The organism is Porcipelethomonas ammoniilytica (assembly GCF_025567485.1).
GTDB classification, from domain to species: domain Bacteria; phylum Bacillota; class Clostridia; order Oscillospirales; family Ruminococcaceae; genus Porcipelethomonas; species Porcipelethomonas ammoniilytica.
In genome coordinates this window covers 1-21820 of record NZ_JAOQKH010000008.1, presented here as the reverse complement: position 1 = coordinate 21820, position 21820 = coordinate 1, and the positions used below count along the sequence as shown (strand labels likewise).

Here is a 21820-nt window from a genome sequence, read left to right as displayed (position 1 = left end):
ACTTACTTACGGATACCAAGCTTTTCAATAATTGCACGATATCTGTTAATGTCCTTCTTCTTAAGGTAGTTGAGAAGATTTCTTCTGTGACCTACCATTTTCAAAAGACCTCTTCTTGAGTGATGGTCTTTCTTGTGAACCTTAAGATGTTCTGTCAGATCGTTGATTCTTCTTGTAAGAATAGCGATCTGTACTTCAGGAGAACCTGTATCATTCTCATGAGTCTTATTAGCTTCAATAACCGCTGTTTTTTCTTCTTTTAAAAGCATATTTTTCACCTCTTTAAATATTTATGCTGATAACTTAGAAAAAGGCAGGCAAATTCCCAGTTGGGCTTAATCCTTAATCCAAGTACAAAGCATATTTAATATTATACCACACTTTACCTCATTTGTAAAGAGTTTTTATGAAATAATTTTACCTTTTTTCCCTTTACTCTTTTCAATCGGCTTTTCACTGCCGCCCTTATCTTCAAAAATCACTTCTTCATCATCAGTATCCGCTGTACCTATTTCAGGATTTACTTCTCCTCTTTGTTCATAATAAGGGTTAATAACATATTTCTGAACAACAGTATAAGAATTAAAGCATATTATAAAGCATATTATCGCTGCCGGTACAAACGGCAAAAGTAAAATAAAACTCAGATTCCAGATGATCGCCACAATAAACACGCCTGTAATAAGAAGTGTAATAAGCAATGTCAAAAGATTTTTCTTTAACGCAACCAGTGAAAGTACTAAGGAATTTTTCAAAATATTTTTAAAGGAAACATCAGTCGATATGATCATCAAAAAAGTATAGAAATTCATCATTACCGCAATGAGCGCCATACTTGCGCAAATTACAAATAAAATCAATAACAGGTTATTTCCTGTTTCCCTTGCCATTTTTACATACACATACATTGCCGTACTGATAATTGCGAAAAATAATATATCTATTACTCCCATTGCCAATGACTTCTTATAATTTTCAGTAAACGACTTTTTAAAATCAGTTAAAATAAACGCATGCTTTTCTACAGTAAAATTTCTGAGTATCTTGAACATTCCCGAAGTTGCAGGACCTATTGTAAGTACAAAAGCAATTAAACAAACCGCCAGCATAAGAGTAGTTACAGTAGCGCTTGAAACACGTATAACAGCGTATAATGCCAATACTACCGGTATGAAAAAAAGTGAATATAAAATATTAACTTCGATCAGCTTCCAGAACTTTCTGAAAAAAATCTCAAAAAATCTAAGTATCCCCTTTTTTTTCGGTGCATTTTTTGGAATCCCCACTCCTGTATTATTATTACCAAACAATTTTTACACTCCTTGAAATATCAGGGATTTAAAAGTATCCCCGTAAAAAAATATGTAATTATACTGTCCGCCGCCGCCGCAAGCAGACTTAAAGCAATAAGAACGATAAATTTTACAGTAAAAAGCTTAATTCCAGAACGCTTGTCTTCTTCGACATTTTTATTAAGTGCAAAATTCATAAACATATTAGAAAATTTTATTGATTCTCTGGCACCCAGTATTAAAATTACTGAACTTACTGCCGCAAACGGAAACAGCATTATAAGTATCGCTAGAAAGCCCTTTATGCCCAGCATAAGATAAAAAACTGACGCTGAAACACCTGTTGAAACGCCTCTGTATATTATACCTGCAATAGTTAACGGTTGTCCCAATGCAGAAAAGCCGCATATATACTGTATTGTCAAAGCTGCTGCCAAAGGCAGAAAGGCGTTAATATAAATTTGAATTATTGTTTTCACTTCAGACGTTTTAAGAAGATTCTGAGTTAAAACGCTTTTGCTTACCGCATCCAGACTATCCGCAGAGCATACTATTACCGTCCCCGCAACTATACCTCCCGATATAAGCAATAAAAGCAGTCCCAGACTAAGCTTTCTTCTTTGTGTTCCTGTAAGATTTGTCTTGTCCGATATTTTCATATACACCATTCCTTTTCAATTCAGCTAACAAGCCTTTTTAAAAAGGATATGCCGGACAATCTGAATTTATACTACTTTGATAATTCGTATGCTCGTTTTGTACATGCCTCACAGGCATTATTTACAGTATTCAGCAAATTTCCCTTGTTAAGCTCTTCCAATCCGGCAAGAGTAGTACCGCCCGGGGAGGAAACCATTTTTATAAGCTCATCTATAGTATAACCGGAATCAGTAATCATTTTAGCCGAACCTATAAGACTTTGTGCAAAAAGCTTCTTTGCAACTTCTCCGTCAATACCTTCCTTAACGGCATAATCAATAAACCCCTTTGCATAAAGGTATATAAATGCCGGACTGCTTCCGTTTACAGCAATTATTTCTTTCATTTTGCTTTCATCAATAACAGCAGTTTTACCGCATGCTTTAAAAATACTGCATACAAAATCAAATTCCTGCTGAGACACTTGACTGTCCTTTGCCAGCGCCGAAGCTCCCTCATTTAACAAAAGCGGAGTATTAGGCATAACAATAACCGTTTTTACGTTTGTTCCTGTAGCTTTTTTTACAAAATCGCTGTTTATTCCTGCCGCAATTGAAATAAGTACGGTATCATCTGTTATTTTCTGACCGATAGAATTAAGAACTCCTTCTATTACCTGAGGCTTAACAGCCAGAAAAACATATTTGCATGCCGAAACGACTTCAGAACCGTTAACGCATTTATTTACTCCGAATTTTTTTAAAGGTTCAATTTTAAGCGAATCCTGATCAGCGGCAAACAACTGAATCTGATTATTCAAACTGCTGTTTAAAATACCTTTCATTATGGCAGTTCCCATATTTCCGGCACCTATGAATCCGACATTAATTTTCATAATAACAAATCCTTTCATAAAAAAATCACTTGTATAATTATAACTCAAAAAAGCTAAAATAACAAGTGATTTTATAAAACTTTATATTTCTTTTATTATACGGCTTTTTTTATGCCGAAAACCTTCCTGTACGCCATAAGAATTATAGGCATAACAATTGAAAGAAGTACAACATCAACCGGAAGCTGTATTGCATTTTTTATAATTCGTGATGTAAACATTGCCCAGAAACTCCCTGTTCCGTATAAAGCGCATATAAAATATGTATTCAGACATAAATTACAAATCAAAACAACAAGAATCTTTGAAATAGCACACCTTATTGTCATAAATCTGCCTATTTCTGCTTTGTATAAACAAATTCCGTAAATAAAGCCTGCCATAATTTGTACAAGAGTAAAACCCGGGTGATATGCGCCTCCGGTTTTATTTGCAAGCATAAACCCTAATATGTCTGTAATACCTCCTGCAATTGCCGCAGGTATTGGTCCAAACAACATTCCTATAGATGCCAATGCCAAAAAGCTAAAAGATATTTTTATATTCTCCCCTATAGGAATCATGACAAATATACTTAGCAGTACATGTACTGCTATCAACATTCCCGTCATGACAATGCACCTTAGATTCGTTAATTCTTTTGCCGAATCACTAAAAATTGCTAAAAACCTTTTCATAAAAAACCTCCTAAATTTGTGCTGATTTGCACAAAGGAGCCATTATGAAAAGGTTTACCTTTATGCATACAGCGGGATGCGAAAACTGTACCGCAAGTCTTTTTTAAGGCTCTTCGTCCCGACAGCAACTCCCCGTCTGCCGGACACTTCACGCACAGCTTTCTACTCTGATGCCAATATTCGTATGATTTTCCGGTTTGACTGCTTATTAAAAAGCAATTTCGCCGGCAATATGATAAAGCTCTTCCTCGAAAGGCTTTTTCATCGATAATGCTTCCTGAATGTCAAAGTCAACAATTTTGCTGTTTTGCATTCCAACTACTCTGTTGCCTATTCCCTGTGAAAGGAGTTCAACAGCATAGTAAGCCATCTGACTTGCTACAACTCTGTCTCTTACTGTAGGAGCACCGCCTCTTTGAACGTGTCCGAGAATTGTAGTTCTTGCTTCAATACCTGTTTTATCCTGAAGTGTTCTTGCAATTTCATCAGAATGACCAACACCTTCAGATACAACAATAATAAAGTGCTGTTTACCTGTTTTTCTTGATTCAAGCATTTTCTTTGCAACCTTATCAAGATCATAAGGGATTTCGCTTGTAATTACATATGTCGCACCGCAGGCAATACCAGCGTTTAACGCAATATATCCGGCTCCTCTGCCCATTACCTCTACAACACTGCATCTGTCATGTGACTGTGTTGTATCCCTGAGCTTGTCAACCATTTCTACGACAGTATTCATTGCCGTATCGTAACCTATAGTGTATTCCGTACAGGAAATATCGTTGTCAATTGTACCCGGAAGACCTACACAAAGAATTCCCTTTGCAGAAAGATCTGCCGCACCTCTGAAAGAACCGTCTCCGCCGATAACAACAATACCCTCAAGACCCAGTTCTTCGCATTTTGCTCTTGCCTTTTCAACGCCTTCTTCAGTTCTGAATTCAGGACACCTTGCAGTATACAGCATTGTACCGCCTCTCTGAATAATGTCCGATACGCTGCGTTCATTCATTTCAAACACATCGCCGTTAATAAGACCGTTGTATCCTCTGCGGATACCATAAACCTGCATGCCCTTTCTGATTGCCGCTCTTGTAACTGCTCTTACTGCCGCATTCATTCCCGGGGCGTCGCCGCCGCTTGTTAAAACACCGATTTTTTTAATCATTATTATAACTCCTATCCGCCTTCAGGCAATTGATCTCAGTTTACCGTCTGAAACCGATAAATGACAAGCGTTGTATTTCACGCAAATCCACTATATACTATTTTACTACATTTCAGATTTTTGTCAAGTGTTTTCAGCTGAAAATAGGAAAAGTTTCGGAAATATTGTAAAGTATGCTTAATTGATAAGTCCTATATCATTTACATTTAATATTTCACATAGTTTATCCAAAACGTCGTCTTTAATACTTATTTTATTAAAATCCTTTAATCTCAAATATTTTTTTAGATCTGTCAGATAAAAACAAACCTCATTTTCTCCGCTGTATTGTCTGATTATTTCAGCCGTTGAGCGTATAATGTCCTTCTGACTGCTTTTAACCTTAATACACAGCCTTTTCGAACTTAATATATTGTCAAATTCATTTTCATCAAAAATACTATCAGCAATAACAGAGTACCCGTAAGAATTCTTTGACGATACTTTGCCTACAACATATAAAACATTCCCATAAACCAGTTTCTTTTCATATTTTGCATAAGTTTCAGGAAATAAAGTACACTCAACCGAGCCGCTGGTATCCTGTAAAGTCAAAAATCCCATTTTTTTGCCTGTTGAAGTATATTTTACAGTTATATCGTCCATTGCTCCAAAAAAACTTATAACCTGATTTTTTGAATATACTCCTTCTTTCAAATTGCTCTGAACATGCAAAGCGTCCGGTATATGCATAAGCTTCAGTGCCGTTTTATACGGATCCGCAGGGTGACCGGATATATACATTCCTGTTGCAAATTTTTCAAAACAAAGCAGATCTGCATAACGATATTCCTCTTCCGGTTTAAACTCAACATCAACCGCCGTCGGACTATTTTCCTCTGAAAACAGTCCCATCTGTCCCTCAAGATTGGATTTTGAAAAGCTGCTTGCACTATCCATAAGAAATTCATAATTGCTGATCATCTGACGTCGGTTTGCACCAAGTCCGTCAAATGCTCCGGACTTAATCAAATATTCAACAGAAACCTTGCTGACTCCTATTTCTGCGGAACGACTGCAAAAATCCTGTAAATTTTTAAATTCCCCGTTCTCGTTACGTTCCTTAAGAATACCGCTTATAACACCCATTCCCAGAGTTTTTATTGCAAGAAGTCCATAACGTATTCCGCTTTCTTCAGAAGTAAAATAAGCAGAACTTTTATTTATATCCGGTTTCAGTACCTTTATATTATTTTTTCTGCACTCGTCAACATATTCTATCAATTTATCAGTATAATCCAAAACACTTGACATAAGTGCCGCCATATACTCCTTAGTATAATGACATTTCAGAAAAGCTGTCTGATATGCAAGATAAGCATAAGCGGCAGCATGAGACTTATTGAAAGCATATGACGCAAATCCGCTCATTTCATCAAATATTTCATTTGCGTCCTTCTCATCTATTCCGTTGGCAACTGCACCCACGCAGTTTACTGTACCGTCAGGATTCTTATCTCCGTAAACAAAGCTATGACGTTCTTTTTCCATCACACTGTGCTTTTTCTTAGCCATTGCACGACGCACAAGATCAGCACGTCCATAGGAATACCCTGCAAGAGTACGGCAGATTTCCATTACCTGTTCCTGATATACCATACAGCCGTAAGTTACATCAAGAATATTTTTCAGCATAGGGTGCTTGTACTTTATATTTTCCGGATTATGTTTGTTGCTGATATATTTAGGAATAGATTCAGAAGGTCCGGGACGGTAAAGAGATATTACAGCTATCAGATCTTCAAGATTTTCAGGTATCAGCTGAGAAAGAACCCTCCTCATACCTGCACTTTCAAATTGGAAAACACCCGTTGTTTTTCCCTGTGACATCATGCGATAAACTTCACTGTCTTCAAATGAAATTTTATTTATATCAAATTCAGGAACTTTTTTTCTTATTTCTTCCACGCAATGTTTTATTACAGTTAAGTTGCGAAGTCCTAAAAAATCCATTTTAAGCAGACCCAAGCTTTCCAGCGCAGTCATAGTATACTGAGTTACAACAGCGTCACCGCTTTTTTTGACCGGTACCAAATCGGTAACCGGAACTCCGGAAATAACCACTCCTGCCGCATGGATGGAATCGTTTCTGGGCATACCCTCAATTTTCATTGACATATCAATAAGCTTATGTGCAGAATAATTGGAATCGTAAAGCTCTTTCAACTCTTTGCTTTTTTCCAGCGCCTGAGCAATAGTTATATTCAAGTCTCTCGGAACAAGTGAAGAAACGTCGTTTCTGAATTTTACAGACAGTCCCATAGTTCTTCCGGTATCCTTAATAGCCGCTCTGGCTTTAAGCGTATCGAAAGCTATGATCTGAGACACACGGTCACTGCCGTACTTTTCAACTACATAATCAATGACCTTCTGCCGTCCCTCTATGCAGAAATCAATGTCAAAGTCCGGCATACTAACTCTTTCCGGATTTAAAAACCTTTCAAACAATAAATTATATTTTATAGGATCAATATCAGTGATTTCTATACAGTAAGCACAAATACTTCCTGCCCCCGATCCTCTTCCCGGACCGACGGGAATATTATTGTCCTTTGAGTATTTGACAAAATCCCATACGATCAGATAGTAATCCACATATCCCATACCGATTATGATATCAAGCTCATAATCCATTCGTTTTTTTATATTTTCAGAAAAATTTTCACCGTATCTTTTTTTCAATCCGTCATAGCAAAGCTTTCTGAAAAATGCTATATTATCGTCTTCACCGTCAATATGAAATTTAGGCAGCTTTATTACTCCGAATTCAAACTCAACATTGCATTTATCAGCTATTATCGAAGTATTCACAATTGCTTCGGGAAAGTTTCTAAAAAGCTCGCTCATTTCCTGTCCGCTTTTCAGATAAAACTCCTCGGTAGGAAATTTAAGACTGTTCGGCTCATAAATAGTCTTTTTTATCTGTATGCACATCAGAACATTCTGCATTTCAGCGTCTTCTTTTTCAATATAATGCACATCATTTGTAGCAACAAGAGGAATACCCGTCTCTTTTGAAAGACGGCAGATAAGCGGAATAATATTTTTCTGCTCGCTTATTCCATGATCCTGAATTTCAAGATAGTAATTACCATCACCAAAAATCTCCAAATATTTCAGCGCTGTTTTTTTAGCGCCCTCATAATTGTTATTAACAAGCTGTCTGGGTATTTCTCCTGCAAGACAAGCCGAAAGACAAATAAGTCCCTCACTGTACTTTTCCAAAAGTTCTACATCAACCCTTGGCTTACTGTAAAATCCTTCAGTATAACCCAATGAAACAAGCTTAATAAGATTCTGATATCCTTTATTATTTTTACATAGCAAAACCAAATGATAAGGACGGCTGTCAAGCTTTGACTCCCTGTCAAATCTTGTACGAGGAGCTACATAAACTTCACACCCTATTATCGGCTTTATTCCGGCTTTAAGCGCCTCCTGATAGAACTCAACAGCTCCGTACATTACTCCGTGATCAGTGACAGCTATTGCTTTTTGTCCCATTTCAGCCGCTTTTTTCACTAACTGAGGGATACGGCATGCACCGTCCAAAAGACTGTATTCACTATGAACATGTAAATGTACAAAGCTGTTATTGTTTTCATTATTATTCATAGAACACCATTATTATTTTCTTTTTTTCTTATCTCATCTGCAAATCTTGAAATCTTCTGAAATCTTCTGGTAACACCGGAACGACCTATTGGCTTTGAAAGCATTTCACCGATCTCCTGAAGGCTCATTTCCGGATTGTCCAGCCTGATTCTGGATACCTCCTGCAAGTCAGCAGAAAGTTTGTCAAATTCTCCATGTTCCATAATAAATTCAATATCATGAATCTGCCTAGAAGCTGCCGCAATTACTTTGTCAATGTTGGCGGAATCACAGTTTGCAATACGGTTTGCTTTATTTCTTACGTCCTTGTAGATTTTTATATTTATCAGATCTATAGTACCCTGCCTGGCGCCGATAAACGTCAGTATATCTTCAATGTTTTCGCTGTCCTTTACATACAGCACCGTCAATCCCTTTCGGACTGTTTTTCCCGATTCAATACCAAGACTTAAAAGTATGTCATGCAGATCCTTATAAAGCTGTTCGTTGGGAACAGTAAACTCAAGATGATACTCCTTATAGGGATCGCTGACGCTTCCGCATATAAAAAATACTCCTGCAAGAAAAACGTTTAAACTATTATTAACTATATTTTTTAAATTTATTTCACGTCTTTCAATATTAATATTATATGTTTGCTGAATACGGCTCACAGACTGCTTATCTTCTATACTCAAAGCGTATGCTTTATTTCCGTTTTTTCTCGAACCGGTTTCAATTTTCACTTTGATCTCATTATTAAAAATACTTTTTACAAGCATTTCAAAAAGCAACGCAAATTCTTCACACTCAGTACTAAAACTTATATGACTGTCAGTAAGTCCCTTGCAATAAAGCAGAATTCCATAAAGACAAGCATATCTTTTATCCTTATCTGTTATGCCTTTACACAATTCTTTTTTTACATCATTAGAAAAGGATGCCAATTAAAGGACCTCCTTTAATTAATTATGTTCGATAATAACTGATGTCCTTGTTAATATCCCTATGACTTTTCTGTACCCTCAATCCCTGCTTTGAAAGATAATCTGCTACCAATTCAGTAAAAGTAATGGATCTGTGTTTTCCGCCCGTACATCCAAAAGAAATTACCAGCTGGCTTTTTCCTTCATGTACATACAATGGAATAAGAAAATCAAGCAAATCTTTTATTTTTTCAAGAAGCTTTTTCGATTGCTCGAATCCCATAACATATTCCCTGACGCTTGAGTCACAACCGGTCATAGGCCTTAATTCCTTGACATAATAAGGATTCGGCAGACATCTTACGTCAAAAACAAGATCGGATTCAGTTGAAACTCCGTATTTATATCCGAACGACATAATTTTTATAATCATTGAATCACTATTCTTTTCAAGGAAAAGCGACTTCACCTCTTCTTTAAGCTGTGAAGTGGATAAATAAGAAGATTCAACATAATAATCCGCTACTTCCCTCAAAGGATTAAGCTGTTCGCGCTCAAAGGCTATAGCCTTATGCAGACAGCTGCTGAATTTTTCATCAAGAGGATGCTTTCTTCGGGTCTCCTTATAACGTTTAATAATAACCTCGTCATTAGCTTCAAGATAAAGAATTTTAACGTCAAGATCGGCAATATCCTTTAATATTTTCCAGCGGTCAAATATCTCACCGAACATATCTCCTGATCTTATGTCAACTGCTACCGCAACACGGTCCAGCTGACCTTTTGAGTGCATACATATATCTGCAAATTTAGTTAAAAGCTGAGGAGGAATATTGTCTATACAATAAAATCCTATGTCCTCCAAAACATTCATTGCACATGATTTTCCGGAACCCGACATACCGGTTACAATAACAAACTGCATAGCTTACAGCGTCCTAAACAGACGCCTTTCCCTCCTTTATATTTTTATGGATAAATGATTTATTTTAAAATTATCGGTTCAAGCTCAAGACTGTAGCCTGTTTTTTCATAAACGCATTTTTTTACCTTATCAGTCAATTCAATTACGTCTTCAAAAGTTGCGCCGCCTTTATTTATAACAAATCCGCTGTGCTTTGTACTCACTTCCGCACCGCCCACGTTCAACCCTTTAAGTCCGCATTGTTCTATAAGCAGTGAAGCATAGCTTCCCTCCGGACGCTTAAACGTACTTCCGGCACTTGGAAAATCCAGCGGCTGTTTATCTTTTCTTTTATGCATAAGCTCATTCATTTTTTCACGTATCTGTTCCCTATCTCCTTTATTCAGGGAAAAAGTCACGTCAGTTATAACCCAATCCGGATTTTCACTGAAAACGCTATGCCTGTAAGAAAGCGACATTTCAGCCGACTCAGCTGAGCATATTTCACATTTTTCATTTAAGTAATGTGCCGATGTCACAACATCTTTCAGTTCTCCTCCGTACGCTCCGGCATTCATAAATAAAGCGCCTCCCACAGTTCCCGGAATTCCGTAAGCAAATTCCAGTCCGGACAAAGAATTTTCCATAGCATAAATGCAAAGCTCGCTCAATGATGTTCCGGACGTACAGAAAATTTCAGTTTCTCCGGTTTTTTCAATATGCGAGAAATCCTTTGAAATTTTAAGTATAACACCGTCAAAGCCGTTATCGTCGGCAAGAATGTTGCTTCCTTTACCCAATACAAAAAATCTTATATTTTGTTTTTTGAGAAATTTCAGTATTTCAGCCAATGTATCCGAAGAATTTATATTTATGAGTATCTTACAGCTTCCGCCTATTTTAAACGTAGTATGTTTTTTTAACGGTTCTTCCGTTTTATATTCACAGCAAAGCTTACGGCACAGGCCGCACAATTCGTTTGTATATGGCATAAAGCTTCTCTCTCTCTGATTATTTTTTTAAAATTATATTATGCTTTTTTGAAACATATTCCAGTACTTTATCAGCGTCCCTGTTGAAAATCAGCTTTTCAGGAAAATCAACAGATTCAAGAATTTTTTCAGTCAGAGGAGTCTGACCTATAAGTCCGGCATAATGACAGTCTGTATTAACAGTTATTTCCGTTTCATATTTTTTACATGCCCTGAGCATCGCAATACAGTTTTCTTCCGTACTTCTTCTATACTGAAAAGAGCTTTCATTAAGTTCAATAAATTTACCATATTCTTTACATGTTTTTGCAATCACTTCAAAATCCACAGGATACCTGAATACGGTACAGTGTCCGATAACATCAATAGCCGCATTATTTTTTACCGCATTTACATATGCGGCAGTATTTTCCTTTTCAGTACCCGGCTTAATTACCGGTACATGACATGAAGCCACCACCCATTGCAAATTGGAAAGATCAAATTCCGTCATATCAATATCCCCCTCGGAAGATTTGATATTTACTTCTGCGCCTCTTAAAACCGTCACTCCGTTTATTTTCTGAGGAAGAACCGATAGATTATGAAAATGCCATACATGAGGCGCATCGGGCATTGACATAGCATGATCCGTAAGGGCAAAAGCTTTCAGTCCGCATTTATCAGCCGCTGCCGCCATTTCATTAACGGTTGAATACGCATGACTGGACGCCAAAGAATGACAGTGTAAATCAGCTTCAATTATCATATATTTACCTCTTAATTAAAATTGTTCGTAATTCTTGACCGTTTCCGTTCCTTCCATATCAAGTCCCAGCTTATCAAGAAGTTCCTGAGCCGCATTATAACCCATTTTCTTCTGTCTGTTGTTCATAGCTGCAACCTCTAAAATAACCGCAAGGTTACGTCCTGGTTTTACGGGAATTGTAAGAGACGGTACTTTGACCCCAAGAATAGACGTGTATTGATTGTCGACGCCCATTCTGTCATAGACTTTTTCAGGATTCCAAAGTTCCATTTCAACAATAAGATCAATTTTTTCAGTCAGCTTTACGGCTCCCATACCAAACAGTCTTCTGGCATTTATAATGCCGATGCCTCTAAGCTCAAGAAAGTGACGGATATTATCCGGCGAACTTCCCACAAGACTGATATTGGAAACTTTTTTTATTTCAACTGCATCGTCAGCAACAAGACGGTGACCTCTTTTTACAAGTTCTATTGCAGTTTCACTTTTACCTACTCCGCTTTCTCCTGTAATAAAAACGCCTTCGCCGTAAATTTCAATCAATACTCCATGACGTGTAATTCTGGGCGCAAGATTCAGATTCAGAAAGGCTATCAAACCGGACATAAAATTTGAAGTACTTTCCTTGCTTCTCAGCAGCGGAACTTCATATTCCTTTGCCAGTTCAAGCATTTCTGCAAAATAAGGAAGTTCTCTTGTAATAATAAGTGCCGGAAGTTTTTGTGAAAAAAGCTTATCAAGGGTTTCACGTCTGGTTTTTTCATCTATTGTAGATAAATACGCAAACTCCATTTTCCCGATGATCTGAATTCGTTCCGGATTAAAATATTCATAAAATCCCATAAGCTGCAAACCCGGACGGTTTACATCGTTTTCATCTATAAATATTTCCTCCGCATCCTTAGGAACAAAAATCGATTCAAGCTTAAATTCATCAATAATTTTTTTCAATGATACCTTAAATTTATCTGCCATAACTTCCTCCGTTACTAATTTTCAAAATCGGTTATTATAATTATACTATACCCTGATTATTTTTTCAATACATGAAACAATATTTAATTTTTATTTTACAATACTTATTTCCGTTCTTTTCAGTATAATAAAAAAGAGACCGCTTACGGCATATACGCAGCAATCTCTTTTTTATCACATTATCAGAGTACCGGAAGAACCGATACAACATTTATGCCATTAGCTTCAAACCTTGCTGAGATTTCTTCAGCTGATTTCAGCGTAATCACATCGGTAACAAAAGCAGTCTGGTTTGTTTCTTCACAGATAAATTCAGCGTTGCCTGCGATCTCACTGATTTTTTCTATGCTGTCTGTTTCAACTCTGAAATAAACCTTAGCTTCAAGCATTCTGTAATCTTCAACAAAACTGTTGTCTGAAACGGAATTCCACATCTGTGAAAATACTGTTCTGTCGTGCTTTACAGACTCAATAACATCTGCTAACACTGCGCTTGCCGTAGGCAGCTTACCTGCGCCTCTGCCGTAGAACATAGTCTTGTCAATGCCGTCGCCATATACCATTACAGCGTTAAAAACATCGTCGACCCTTGACATAAGATTATCAAAAGGAACGATCATAGGCATAACTGTAGGAAGAATTTTACCGTTCTCCAGTTCTTTGACCCTAGCAATCAGTTTGATAGCGCCAAATTTACTTACTATTTGAACATCTTCAAGCTTTACATCTGTGATACCCTTTGTATATACGCTTTCAGGATAAACATGTTTACCGTAAACCAAAGACGAAATAATACAGATTTTTCTGCATGCATCGTGCCCTTCAACATCAGCAGCAGGATTTCTTTCTGCATAGCCTAAATCCTGAGCAAGCTTAAGCGCATCGTCAAATTTCATACCGTCAACAATCATTTTGGTAAGAATGAAGTTAGTTGTACCGTTTAAAATTCCGGCAACTTCAGTTATATCATTTGCCGCAAGACATCTGTGCAGCGGACGAATGATCGGAATGGCTCCGCCAACGCTTGCTTCAAAGTAGTAATTACAGTTATTTTCCTTTGCAAGCTTTAAAAGTTCATCGCCTTTAGCGGCAACAAGTTCCTTATTGGAAGTAGATACGCTTATACCTCTGGAAAGGCATTCCTTAGTAAATGTAAATGCCGGTTCAACTCCGCCCATACACTCCGCAGCAGCTGTAATTTCACTGTCACCGACTATATCATCTATACTCTTGACAAACTTGTCCGCATAAGGACTGTCCGGAAATTCTCTTATATCCAGAATATATTTAACGTCCATTTCATGTCCGGCTTTTTGTTCGATCTTTTCTTTGTTTTTATAAAACAATTCTACAACTCCGGAACCGACAACACCATAACCTAATACTGCAAATTTAGACATAACTTCCTCCATACATATAATATATCATTCTCCTGAAAGCAGTTGAATATCCACAACACCTTTCAGCTGCGCAATAATTAATTTAATTGCCTGTGCTTCATCAAAGCTTTCCTTTAACCGCAAAGAAATAGTAACAGTTGCAACGCCGTCAATTGGAATACTTTGATTGACAGTCAGTATATTTGCATTTAAATTGTGAAGAGACACCAAAACGCTGGACAATACACCCGGTTCATCTCTCAGCAGCATATAAAGAGTTATGATTTTCTGCATAAGCTTTTCTTCATAAGAATAAACACTGTTTCTGTATTTATAATAAGCGCTTCTCGATACCCCAACACGCTTACACGCAGCCGCAGAGCTTTTCTCTTCCTTGTTGGCAAGAAGCTTTTTAACCTCCAGAACTTTAATTATAACCTCAGGTAAAACTTCTGATTCAACAACAATTAAATGTGATTTATTTTTCATGTATATTCCTCATAATATAACAGAAATATTTAAAGTCCACCTGTGACATACAAATGTACTTGCGATATACACTATACCACAATTTTGAATTTATGTCAAGTAATCAGATTAAAAAACACAGCTCAATTATAATTCCGGTTTACAAATTTTCATTTATATGGTATAATAATTTCAAGTATAAAAAAACAGGAGGAACACGAATTGGCAAATGAAAATATCCGCAATTTCTGCATTATTGCCCATATAGACCACGGCAAGTCAACTCTTGCCGACAGAATTCTTGAAAAAACCTATACAGTTGCCCAGCGTGACATGGAAGAACAGCTCCTTGACAACATGGACATTGAAAGAGAACGTGGAATTACCATTAAAGCCCGTTCTGTCAGACTTAATTATAAAGCTCTGGACGGAAAAGAATATGTTTTTAATCTCATCGACACTCCCGGACATGTTGACTTCAATTACGAGGTTTCACGTTCTCTTGCAGCATGCGAAGGCGCAGTGCTGGTAGTTGACGCATCACAGGGAATCGAAGCCCAGACACTGGCAAATACTTATCTTGCTATCGAACACGATCTGGAAGTACTTCCTGTTGTAAATAAAATAGACCTGCCGTCAGCCGATCCGGAAAGAGTCTGCGAAGAAATTGAAAGCGTTATCGGTATTCCTGCAATGGACGCTCCGAGAATTTCCGCAAAAGCGGGAATAAATATTGAAGCTGTACTTGAACAGATCGTCAAAGACGTTCCGCCGCCGTCAGGTGATGAAAACAAACCATTAAAAGCACTTATTTTTGACAGTTACTATGACGCATACAAGGGCGTTATTATTTATGTAAGAATCAAAGAAGGAACAGTAAAAACCGGCGATACTATCAGACTTATGGCAACCGGTGCTGAATTTACTGTTGTTGAAGCCGGATATATGGACGCCAATAATCATATTAATCAGGGCATATTGTCTGCCGGAGAAGTAGGCTATATCTCTGCTTCAATAAAAAGTATAGGCGATACACAGGTGGGCGATACTGTTACAAATGCAGACAATCCATGCGATGAAGCTCTTCCGGGATATCGAAAAGTTAATCCTATGGTTTATTCGGGTATATATCCCGCTGACGGTGCTAAGTACGAGGATTTACGTGAAGCATTAGAAAAACTTCAGCTCAATGATGCTTCCCTTGCCTTTGAACCGGAAACTTCTATCGCTTTGGGATTTGGCTTCAGATGTGGATTTTTAGGACTGCTCCACATGGAAATTATCCAGGAACGTCTGGAACGTGAATATAATCTCGACCTGATTACAACTGCACCATCGGTAATTTATAAAGTCAAGCTTAACAGCGGCGAAACGATTTACATCGACAATCCTACCAATTATCCTGATCCCGGAACAATTGCAGAAGCGGAAGAACCTATTGTAAAAGCTGAGGTTTTAGCTCCGTCTGATTTTGTAGGTAATATTATGGAACTTTGTCAGGAACGCAGAGGCGTGTTTAAAGACATGAAATATCTTGATGAGTCAAGAGTTGCCCTTCACTATGAACTGCCTTTAAACGAAATTGTCTATGATTTCTTTGACGCACTTAAATCCCGTACAAAAGGCTATGCATCCTTCGACTATGAAATGACAGGCTATGCGCCGTCCAAGCTTGTAAAGCTTGATATTCTTCTTAACGGCGAGATCGTAGACGCTCTTTCATTTATTGTCCATACCGACAGAGCTTACAGCCGTGGAAGAAAAATGGTTGAAAAGCTCAAGGAAAACATTCCAAGACAGCTTTTTGAAGTACCTATCCAAGCGGCAATCGGAGGTAAGATAATTGCAAGAGAAACTATAAAAGCAATGCGAAAAGACGTACTTGCAAAGTGCTACGGCGGCGATATTACACGTAAAAAAAAGCTTCTTGAAAAGCAAAAGGAAGGTAAAAAAAGAATGCGCCAGCTTGGTACTGTAACAGTACCGCAGGAAGCGTTCATGAGCGTATTGAAATTAGATGAATAAAAGGTGAATAAAATGAAAAAATTTGAATGTCCTCATTGTGGTGAAAAAACTATAAGTCCCATAAAAAAAGCATTTGCAGGAAATCAGAAGTCTAAAGGCGTTGTCTGCCCCAAATGCGGCGGTCACTGCACTAATGATATGAAATCGGCAGTTTTTCATACAATTACAGACTTTATAATGCTTGTGTTCGTAATCATATTTTATTTTGCAATGCCAAGCGGCACTAATTTCTTTTACATGGCAGCGGCAATTATTATTACTTTTGTCATTAACAGAATCGCAGACGCATTTTTCTTTTCCCTTGCGCCAAGCATGAGACTTGATATAAAATGACACCTATAGGTATTTATATACACGTGCCTTTCTGTGCCCGAAAATGTCCGTACTGTGATTTCTATTCATGCGCCTATAATCTAACGGCTGCTGAAAAATATACCGATGCAGTTATCCGTGATATCAAAAATCTTCCGGATAACATTTATGCCAATACCCTATATTTCGGCGGCGGTACACCGTCTCTCCTGTCTGCTGATATGCTGAATAAAATTCTTGATGCATTATCTCATCACTGCCATTTTATAAATCCTGAAATAACTTTAGAAGTAAATCCCTGTACTGTTACTGAAGAAAAGCTTTTCCAATACAGTAAAATAGGAATTAACAGACTTTCTTTCGGCGTTCAGTCTGTTCACAATGACGAGCTTAAATTCCTAGGGCGTATGCATTCATGGGAAAAAGCTGAAAAAATTATAAATTCAGCTCAAAATATCGGATTTAAAAATATTTCATGCGATATTATGATCGGTCTTTCCGGACAATCTATTGAAAAATTAAAATTAACTATCCATAAAATTGCAGAACTATCCATACAACATTTCTCCGCTTATATACTTAAAATAGAAGAAAATACACCGTTCAATACTCCGGATATTATCAATTCTTTACCTGATGACGATCATATTTCCGACTTGTATCTTTTTATGGCCGAAGAACTTCAAAAACTCGGATACAATCAATATGAAATATCTAATTTTTCCAAAATGGGATTTGAAAGCAAACATAACTTAAAGTATTGGAAATGCCAGGAATATATCGGTCTGGGTCCGTCTGCACATTCATATTTTAATGGCAAAAGATACTTTATTCCATCGGACTTGAATAAATATTTGAATAGTACTGAAACAATTTTAACTGATGAAAATCCAGGCAGTGACGATGAAAAAATTATGCTTGGACTAAGATTGACTGAAGGAATCAATATAAATGATTTTCCATCCAGAAAAGCATTATTCTTGGAAAAAGCAAAAGTATTTAATAAATTTAATTTAATAGAAATTAAAAATAATTTTATAAAACTAACTCCAAAAGGATTTCTTGTTTCAAACAGCATTATAAACGAATTTATATGAAAAAAGAGCAGTTATAACTGCTCTTTTAATTTATGTATTAAAATATCGAATCCATAAGACACCAGTCACCTTCTATTTTATACACTTTAATGGTTGTAGTATCTTCATCCTTATCATCGTCGCCCTTAATCTTCATTTTAACTTTAAGTTCATAACCCTTAGAAACTCTGACCTTTTCATCATATTTATCCTTGATACTGTCCTCAAGATCCTCAAGGTCATCCTTGTCAATTTTATCTTTATCCTTTATCTTATAAGAAATTTTGATATCATCACCGTATTCTTCTTCAAGCATACCAGTAATTAACTCCATTGATTCATCAAGGTCATCATAAATATCACTTTTATTTTCATCTTCATACTGATATTCAATTAAAAATTCAGGCATTGCCTTATACAAATATTTCCCTTTGCCTGTTTCCATAGCCTTCACCATATTGTCAACAGGTTTCTTATATCCGCCGCCAAACAGCAAATTAACAAGAACAATAAGAATAACAAGAATAACTGCTGCCGCAGCTATTATCACCGCCACCGCCTTATTTGTATTTTTAACCGTGTCCGTACCTCCGGAAGTTACACCTCCGCCCTGAGCAGCACCGCAAAAGGTACAGATATCAGCGCTGTCTTCAATTTCCTTACCGCATTGCATACAAAATTTACTCATATTTACCCCCATATTTATTTTTTTATATAATATCACAAATTAAACAAAATGTCAATCTATCACCTAAAATTTCAGCATCAGCGACAAAACATAATTTGTCCAATTTGTTATTTTGATAAATCATTAATAATTTTTCTAAGTGTCTCAATGGAATGGTCATGATTTTTCTTCGTATCTTTCTCAGAGCTGAGATTTGTAGTCACTTTACGAATTCCTATGTACAGATCATCCGGAACAGTATTTTCCTCATAACCGATAAGCTCAGCAAATTTTGTATCTTTAAGATACAGTCCATAGCCTTTTACATACGGACAGTCAGGAAAATATACCTCAAGATTTTCCAGGGTATTTTCAGGCTGAATCAAATCGCTGGATTTACTGTCTGCTATAATCATCATAGTTTCACCCAACTGAAATTGTGTTGAAAGATTGGTTAAATTATTCTCATAACCATACAGACTTTGAGTATTTTCCGATTCATCATCAGAAATAGGAATATAAATAATATTTACATACTGCTTTTCATCGTCATTATAATCATCTACATAACTATCAAAAACATCGCACATTGATTTATAATGAGAATATAAGTCAGTATCATTGCTAAGAAGCAATACATTTATATCCGCTTTGACCGTAGTAACTTTATCATAAATCAAAAAAGCGGCAATTAAAATAAAAAATGAAAAAATTCCAAGCCACCATTTGTTGTGATAAATAAAATTTTTGAATTTCTGCCATAAATTATAATGTTTTTTTTCATCAGACGACAAATCAAGTATGTCAGATTCTTTTATTATTCCCTGCTTAATTTTAAGAAGTTCAATTTTTTCTTCCTCAAGCTTATGTGAATATTCCTCCCTTTCAATTTCTTCTTCCTTTTCCAGACGAAGACGCTCTTCTTCATTCTTCTTTTTTTCTTTTTCATTAACCATATGAACAGTTTCCAGAATCCCTGGCTGTTTTTTATTTTTTTCCTTATCCTGCATATTTTCTCCTTAAAAATGTACAGGGATACACTTTATTCAAAATGTACCCCTATTTATGTTATTTCTCAGCTTCGTTTTTCACTATAGGACGCATGTCGGGACGAAATCGGTCATATTGATATAGACTTCTGCTAACCCCTACAACACTCTTTATCCTCTATTATCAGATTTACAAGCAATTATTTTCCCTACATAACCCAATCATTAACAGAACGAATGGTGTAAAATTTTATGTAGATAATATAAATTCTTCTGCCTGACTTCTGATTTTATAATACTATTGTTAATAGACTATCTCAGCGAACCTTCTCCACCCATCAATCTTGTCATTTCTTCTATGTGTTCCAATGGGAATGGTGGTTCACACAGAGGTTTTAATGCAATCGACATCATTTTCATCGGATTGTCATCTGCCGCCACACGATTTGACGACATTGTTCCACACCTACAACAACGATGTATGATTGCCCATTCTCTGTTTTTTCTTACCCACACTGCAACAGGTTCCATTATGCCACCGCAGTCTGAAGCTCTGTCTCCGGGTTCTATATCCAGATGAAGACTGCTAAGGCAATTCGGGCAGTGGTTTCTATGATTACCTTCTGCGCCTTCCGGTACAACTAGTCTTCCACAAATCCTACAGGTAAATGTTTCATTACACGGATGGGTTTTATAATAATTTTTATCATATTTTTTTCGTTTATTTTCACGGTTCATTTTAATTCCTCCTGAAAGTTTTTATAGTTTTATAAAAACTGCCGAGAGGATTGCAATTTTACTGTATGCAAGCCTCCCGGCTTGCTACAATTACACATCTATTGTTAATCAAACAATATTCTCCTTTCAGAATTCAGCATTATTCTATTTTAATGCTTTATACAACAGCGGGCAATTACAAAGCAGAACTGTTCGCTGTATTGTTAATTATACGATTTTTACGCCCTGCACACCTTTGAAGCAGTGCTGTTCTAACGCTTTCAATCATTGGCACAGTTCTTGTACGTTATTTTCAAAGTCAATATCTTTCCAACGCAAACCAGTTGCTTCACCGACTCGTAAATCTGTTCCCAACATTAGCGCAAAAATGTGCTGCGACTCATTTCTTTAAGAACTCTTTCTCTATTGTCTTTTCTTTTTTCTGCCATAAAAGCTCCTTTCATATGACAGAAAACTTATACATTATATTATAACATATCAGCTTTCAACTTTCAATACCTAAATTGAAAAAGATTTTGAGATATAATCATCAAATTGTTTTCGCTGGTGCTATACTAAAAAAGTGGACAGCAAAAAGCGAAAGATGGTATAATAATAAAAAAAGGAGAGAAACACATGGAAAACACTAAGTATACAGAGGAATTCAAGCAAAGCATAGTAAGCTTGTATGAATCCGGAAAAAGCAGCACGCAGATATGCAAAGAATATGGAATGAGCAGTTCCACATTGCATAAATGGATCAAAAAATATACAAAAGTTCAGGTTTCAGAAACTGAAACCATGACCATGGCTGAAATCAAAAAAATGCAAAAGAAATTAGCCTTGCTTGAGGAGGAAAATATAATATTAAAAAAAGCAATGGCTATCTTCTCAAGGGAATCCGGGAAAGAGTAGAACTGATCTCCCGGCTTTCAAAGGAGCATTCCATCAAACTTCTGTGCAAAGTTTTGAAGGTAGCCAGAAGTGGACCATAGTCAATAATCTGGACACAAAAAGGCGAAAAGAATTAAGAAGAAAGTAAAGATTTTTCAAAATGAATGGGTGACAAATAATTAATAGCCGAGTGAATGCGATTAAGATTATAAAAGCCATTAATATAATCAAAGAGTCTGATATTAGCCTCATAGAAAGAAGAATAGTGTTTGAGGTAGACTTCTTCCTTTTTCAAAACAGAATGGAAGGCTTCCATGGGAGCGTTATCAAAAGGACAGTCCTTTTTACTGTAAGAAAGTCTGAAGCCCATCCTCTCAGCAGCCGCAATATACTCAGAAGAAGTATACTGGCTTCCACGGTCGCTGTGAAGAATAACATTAT

General features: G+C 36.7%; 23 protein-coding genes and 1 riboswitch. Of the genes, 4 read left to right on the top strand and 19 right to left on the bottom strand.

What is annotated here, in order from left to right; all coding sequences use genetic code 11:
• Window positions 1-2: 2 nt before the first annotated feature.
• From rpsO to OCV67_RS07750, 14 genes are all read right to left on the bottom strand, one after another.
• Window positions 3-269: a 30S ribosomal protein S15 gene (gene rpsO / locus OCV67_RS07815; RefSeq protein WP_147643429.1), complete on the bottom strand. Its 267-nt coding sequence runs from the start codon at window positions 267-269 to the stop codon at window positions 3-5.
• A 135-nt stretch (window positions 270-404) separates the two neighbouring features.
• Window positions 405-1310, bottom strand: coding sequence for a DUF624 domain-containing protein (locus tag OCV67_RS07810; protein WP_147643428.1), 906 nt, complete (start codon window positions 1308-1310; stop codon window positions 405-407).
• Window positions 1311-1330: 20 nt separating this feature from the next.
• Window positions 1331-1951 carry a hypothetical protein gene (locus tag OCV67_RS07805; RefSeq protein ID WP_147643427.1) on the bottom strand — a complete coding sequence of 207 codons (621 nt, stop codon included), beginning with the start codon at window positions 1949-1951 and terminating at the stop codon, window positions 1331-1333.
• 71 nt (window positions 1952-2022) lie between these two features.
• Complete coding sequence (proC, locus tag OCV67_RS07800; RefSeq protein ID WP_147643426.1) at window positions 2023-2826, bottom strand: pyrroline-5-carboxylate reductase; 804 nt, start codon at window positions 2824-2826, stop codon at window positions 2023-2025.
• A gap of 95 nt (window positions 2827-2921) precedes the next feature.
• Entirely contained in the window at window positions 2922-3503 is a 582-nt protein-coding gene (locus tag OCV67_RS07795; RefSeq protein ID WP_147643425.1) for a folate family ECF transporter S component, read from the bottom strand.
• A 67-nt stretch (window positions 3504-3570) separates the two neighbouring features.
• Window positions 3571-3675: riboswitch (THF riboswitch) on the bottom strand.
• Between the two features lie 36 nt (window positions 3676-3711).
• On the bottom strand, window positions 3712-4674 hold the full coding sequence (gene pfkA, locus OCV67_RS07790; RefSeq protein WP_147643424.1) for a 6-phosphofructokinase: 963 nt from the start codon (window positions 4672-4674) through the stop codon (window positions 3712-3714).
• Window positions 4675-4851: 177 nt separating this feature from the next.
• The gene (locus tag OCV67_RS07785) at window positions 4852-8328 is read right to left on the bottom strand and encodes a DNA polymerase III subunit alpha (protein ID WP_147643423.1); all 3477 of its coding nucleotides are present in this window, start codon (window positions 8326-8328) and stop codon (window positions 4852-4854) included.
• On the bottom strand, window positions 8325-9254 hold the full coding sequence (gene whiA, locus OCV67_RS07780) for a DNA-binding protein WhiA (RefSeq protein WP_147643422.1): 930 nt from the start codon (window positions 9252-9254) through the stop codon (window positions 8325-8327). The genes OCV67_RS07785 and whiA overlap by 4 nt, the downstream gene beginning before the upstream one ends.
• A 22-nt stretch (window positions 9255-9276) precedes the next feature.
• On the bottom strand, window positions 9277-10158 hold the full coding sequence (rapZ, locus tag OCV67_RS07775; RefSeq protein WP_147643421.1) for an RNase adapter RapZ: 882 nt from the start codon (window positions 10156-10158) through the stop codon (window positions 9277-9279).
• A 59-nt stretch (window positions 10159-10217) separates the two neighbouring features.
• A complete protein-coding gene (gene murB / locus OCV67_RS07770; RefSeq protein WP_147643420.1) occupies window positions 10218-11129 on the bottom strand; it encodes a UDP-N-acetylmuramate dehydrogenase in 912 nt (303 codons plus the stop codon).
• A gap of 19 nt (window positions 11130-11148) precedes the next feature.
• Entirely contained in the window at window positions 11149-11877 is a 729-nt protein-coding gene (locus OCV67_RS07765; protein ID WP_147643419.1) for a phosphatase, read from the bottom strand.
• 15 nt (window positions 11878-11892) lie between these two features.
• A complete protein-coding gene (gene hprK / locus OCV67_RS07760) occupies window positions 11893-12852 on the bottom strand; it encodes an HPr(Ser) kinase/phosphatase (RefSeq protein WP_147643418.1) in 960 nt (319 codons plus the stop codon).
• Between the two features lie 182 nt (window positions 12853-13034).
• On the bottom strand, window positions 13035-14252 hold the full coding sequence (locus OCV67_RS07755) for a homoserine dehydrogenase (RefSeq protein WP_147643417.1): 1218 nt from the start codon (window positions 14250-14252) through the stop codon (window positions 13035-13037).
• Window positions 14253-14276: 24 nt separating this feature from the next.
• Entirely contained in the window at window positions 14277-14720 is a 444-nt protein-coding gene (locus OCV67_RS07750) for an ACT domain-containing protein (protein WP_147643416.1), read from the bottom strand.
• 201 nt (window positions 14721-14921) lie between these two features.
• Here OCV67_RS07750 and lepA point away from each other — a divergent pair, with 201 nt between their 5' ends.
• The 3 genes from lepA to hemW are packed head-to-tail and all read left to right on the top strand — an operon-like array spanning window position 14922 to window position 18133.
• Window positions 14922-16724, top strand: a complete 1803-nt coding sequence (gene lepA / locus OCV67_RS07745) for a translation elongation factor 4 (protein ID WP_147643415.1) — start codon at window positions 14922-14924, stop codon at window positions 16722-16724.
• A gap of 12 nt (window positions 16725-16736) precedes the next feature.
• Window positions 16737-17057 carry a hypothetical protein gene (locus OCV67_RS07740; protein ID WP_147643414.1) on the top strand — a complete coding sequence of 107 codons (321 nt, stop codon included), beginning with the start codon at window positions 16737-16739 and terminating at the stop codon, window positions 17055-17057.
• The gene (gene hemW / locus OCV67_RS07735; RefSeq protein ID WP_147643413.1) at window positions 17054-18133 is read left to right on the top strand and encodes a radical SAM family heme chaperone HemW; all 1080 of its coding nucleotides are present in this window, start codon (window positions 17054-17056) and stop codon (window positions 18131-18133) included. Before OCV67_RS07740 ends, hemW begins: the two co-directional genes overlap by 4 nt.
• 37 nt (window positions 18134-18170) lie before the next feature.
• Here hemW and OCV67_RS07730 read toward each other — a convergent pair whose 3' ends face one another.
• The 4 genes from OCV67_RS07730 to OCV67_RS07715 form a co-directional block, all read right to left on the bottom strand.
• Window positions 18171-18800 (bottom strand): zinc ribbon domain-containing protein, encoded by a 630-nt coding sequence (locus OCV67_RS07730; RefSeq protein WP_178085049.1) that lies wholly within the window; start codon window positions 18798-18800, stop codon window positions 18171-18173.
• Between the two features lie 107 nt (window positions 18801-18907).
• The gene (locus OCV67_RS07725; protein ID WP_147643411.1) at window positions 18908-19789 is read right to left on the bottom strand and encodes a hypothetical protein; all 882 of its coding nucleotides are present in this window, start codon (window positions 19787-19789) and stop codon (window positions 18908-18910) included.
• A 291-nt stretch (window positions 19790-20080) separates the two neighbouring features.
• Window positions 20081-20506 (bottom strand): RNHCP domain-containing protein, encoded by a 426-nt coding sequence (locus OCV67_RS07720; RefSeq protein ID WP_147643410.1) that lies wholly within the window; start codon window positions 20504-20506, stop codon window positions 20081-20083.
• A 264-nt stretch (window positions 20507-20770) separates the two neighbouring features.
• Window positions 20771-20875, bottom strand: a complete 105-nt coding sequence (locus OCV67_RS07715; RefSeq protein WP_262644431.1) for a tyrosine-type recombinase/integrase — start codon at window positions 20873-20875, stop codon at window positions 20771-20773.
• A gap of 246 nt (window positions 20876-21121) precedes the next feature.
• On the opposite strand from OCV67_RS07715, the gene OCV67_RS07710 reads away from it, so the two are divergent.
• A complete protein-coding gene (locus OCV67_RS07710; RefSeq protein ID WP_147643408.1) occupies window positions 21122-21400 on the top strand; it encodes a transposase in 279 nt (92 codons plus the stop codon).
• Between the two features lie 112 nt (window positions 21401-21512).
• On the opposite strand, the gene OCV67_RS07705 is transcribed toward OCV67_RS07710, so the two are convergent.
• On the bottom strand, window positions 21513-21820 hold a 308-nt coding region (locus tag OCV67_RS07705), incomplete at its 5' end, for an IS3 family transposase (protein WP_147643407.1).

What these genes read in the sequence shown, in the direction of transcription:
- rpsO (WP_147643429.1), bottom strand. Translation starts at nt 269, where the DNA reads ATGCTTTTAAAAGAAGAAAAAACAGCGGTTATTGAAGCTAATAAGACT.
- OCV67_RS07805 (WP_147643427.1), bottom strand. Translation starts at nt 1,951, where the DNA reads ATGAAAATATCGGACAAGACAAATCTTACAGGAACACAAAGAAGAAAG.
- proC (WP_147643426.1), bottom strand. Translation starts at nt 2,826, where the DNA reads ATGAAAATTAATGTCGGATTCATAGGTGCCGGAAATATGGGAACTGCC.
- OCV67_RS07795 (WP_147643425.1), bottom strand. Translation starts at nt 3,503, where the DNA reads ATGAAAAGGTTTTTAGCAATTTTTAGTGATTCGGCAAAAGAATTAACG.
- pfkA (WP_147643424.1), bottom strand. Translation starts at nt 4,674, where the DNA reads ATGATTAAAAAAATCGGTGTTTTAACAAGCGGCGGCGACGCCCCGGGA.
- OCV67_RS07785 (WP_147643423.1), bottom strand. Translation starts at nt 8,328, where the DNA reads ATGAATAATAATGAAAACAATAACAGCTTTGTACATTTACATGTTCAT.
- rapZ (WP_147643421.1), bottom strand. Translation starts at nt 10,158, where the DNA reads ATGCAGTTTGTTATTGTAACCGGTATGTCGGGTTCCGGAAAATCATGT.
- murB (WP_147643420.1), bottom strand. Translation starts at nt 11,129, where the DNA reads ATGCCATATACAAACGAATTGTGCGGCCTGTGCCGTAAGCTTTGCTGT.
- OCV67_RS07765 (WP_147643419.1), bottom strand. Translation starts at nt 11,877, where the DNA reads ATGATAATTGAAGCTGATTTACACTGTCATTCTTTGGCGTCCAGTCAT.
- hprK (WP_147643418.1), bottom strand. Translation starts at nt 12,852, where the DNA reads ATGGCAGATAAATTTAAGGTATCATTGAAAAAAATTATTGATGAATTT.
- OCV67_RS07755 (WP_147643417.1), bottom strand. Translation starts at nt 14,252, where the DNA reads ATGTCTAAATTTGCAGTATTAGGTTATGGTGTTGTCGGTTCCGGAGTT.
- OCV67_RS07750 (WP_147643416.1), bottom strand. Translation starts at nt 14,720, where the DNA reads ATGAAAAATAAATCACATTTAATTGTTGTTGAATCAGAAGTTTTACCT.
- OCV67_RS07740 (WP_147643414.1), top strand. Translation starts at nt 16,737, where the DNA reads ATGAAAAAATTTGAATGTCCTCATTGTGGTGAAAAAACTATAAGTCCC.
- hemW (WP_147643413.1), top strand. Translation starts at nt 17,054, where the DNA reads ATGACACCTATAGGTATTTATATACACGTGCCTTTCTGTGCCCGAAAA.
- OCV67_RS07730 (WP_178085049.1), bottom strand. Translation starts at nt 18,800, where the DNA reads ATGAGTAAATTTTGTATGCAATGCGGTAAGGAAATTGAAGACAGCGCT.
- OCV67_RS07725 (WP_147643411.1), bottom strand. Translation starts at nt 19,789, where the DNA reads ATGCAGGATAAGGAAAAAAATAAAAAACAGCCAGGGATTCTGGAAACT.
- OCV67_RS07720 (WP_147643410.1), bottom strand. Translation starts at nt 20,506, where the DNA reads ATGAACCGTGAAAATAAACGAAAAAAATATGATAAAAATTATTATAAA.
- OCV67_RS07710 (WP_147643408.1), top strand. Translation starts at nt 21,122, where the DNA reads ATGGAAAACACTAAGTATACAGAGGAATTCAAGCAAAGCATAGTAAGC.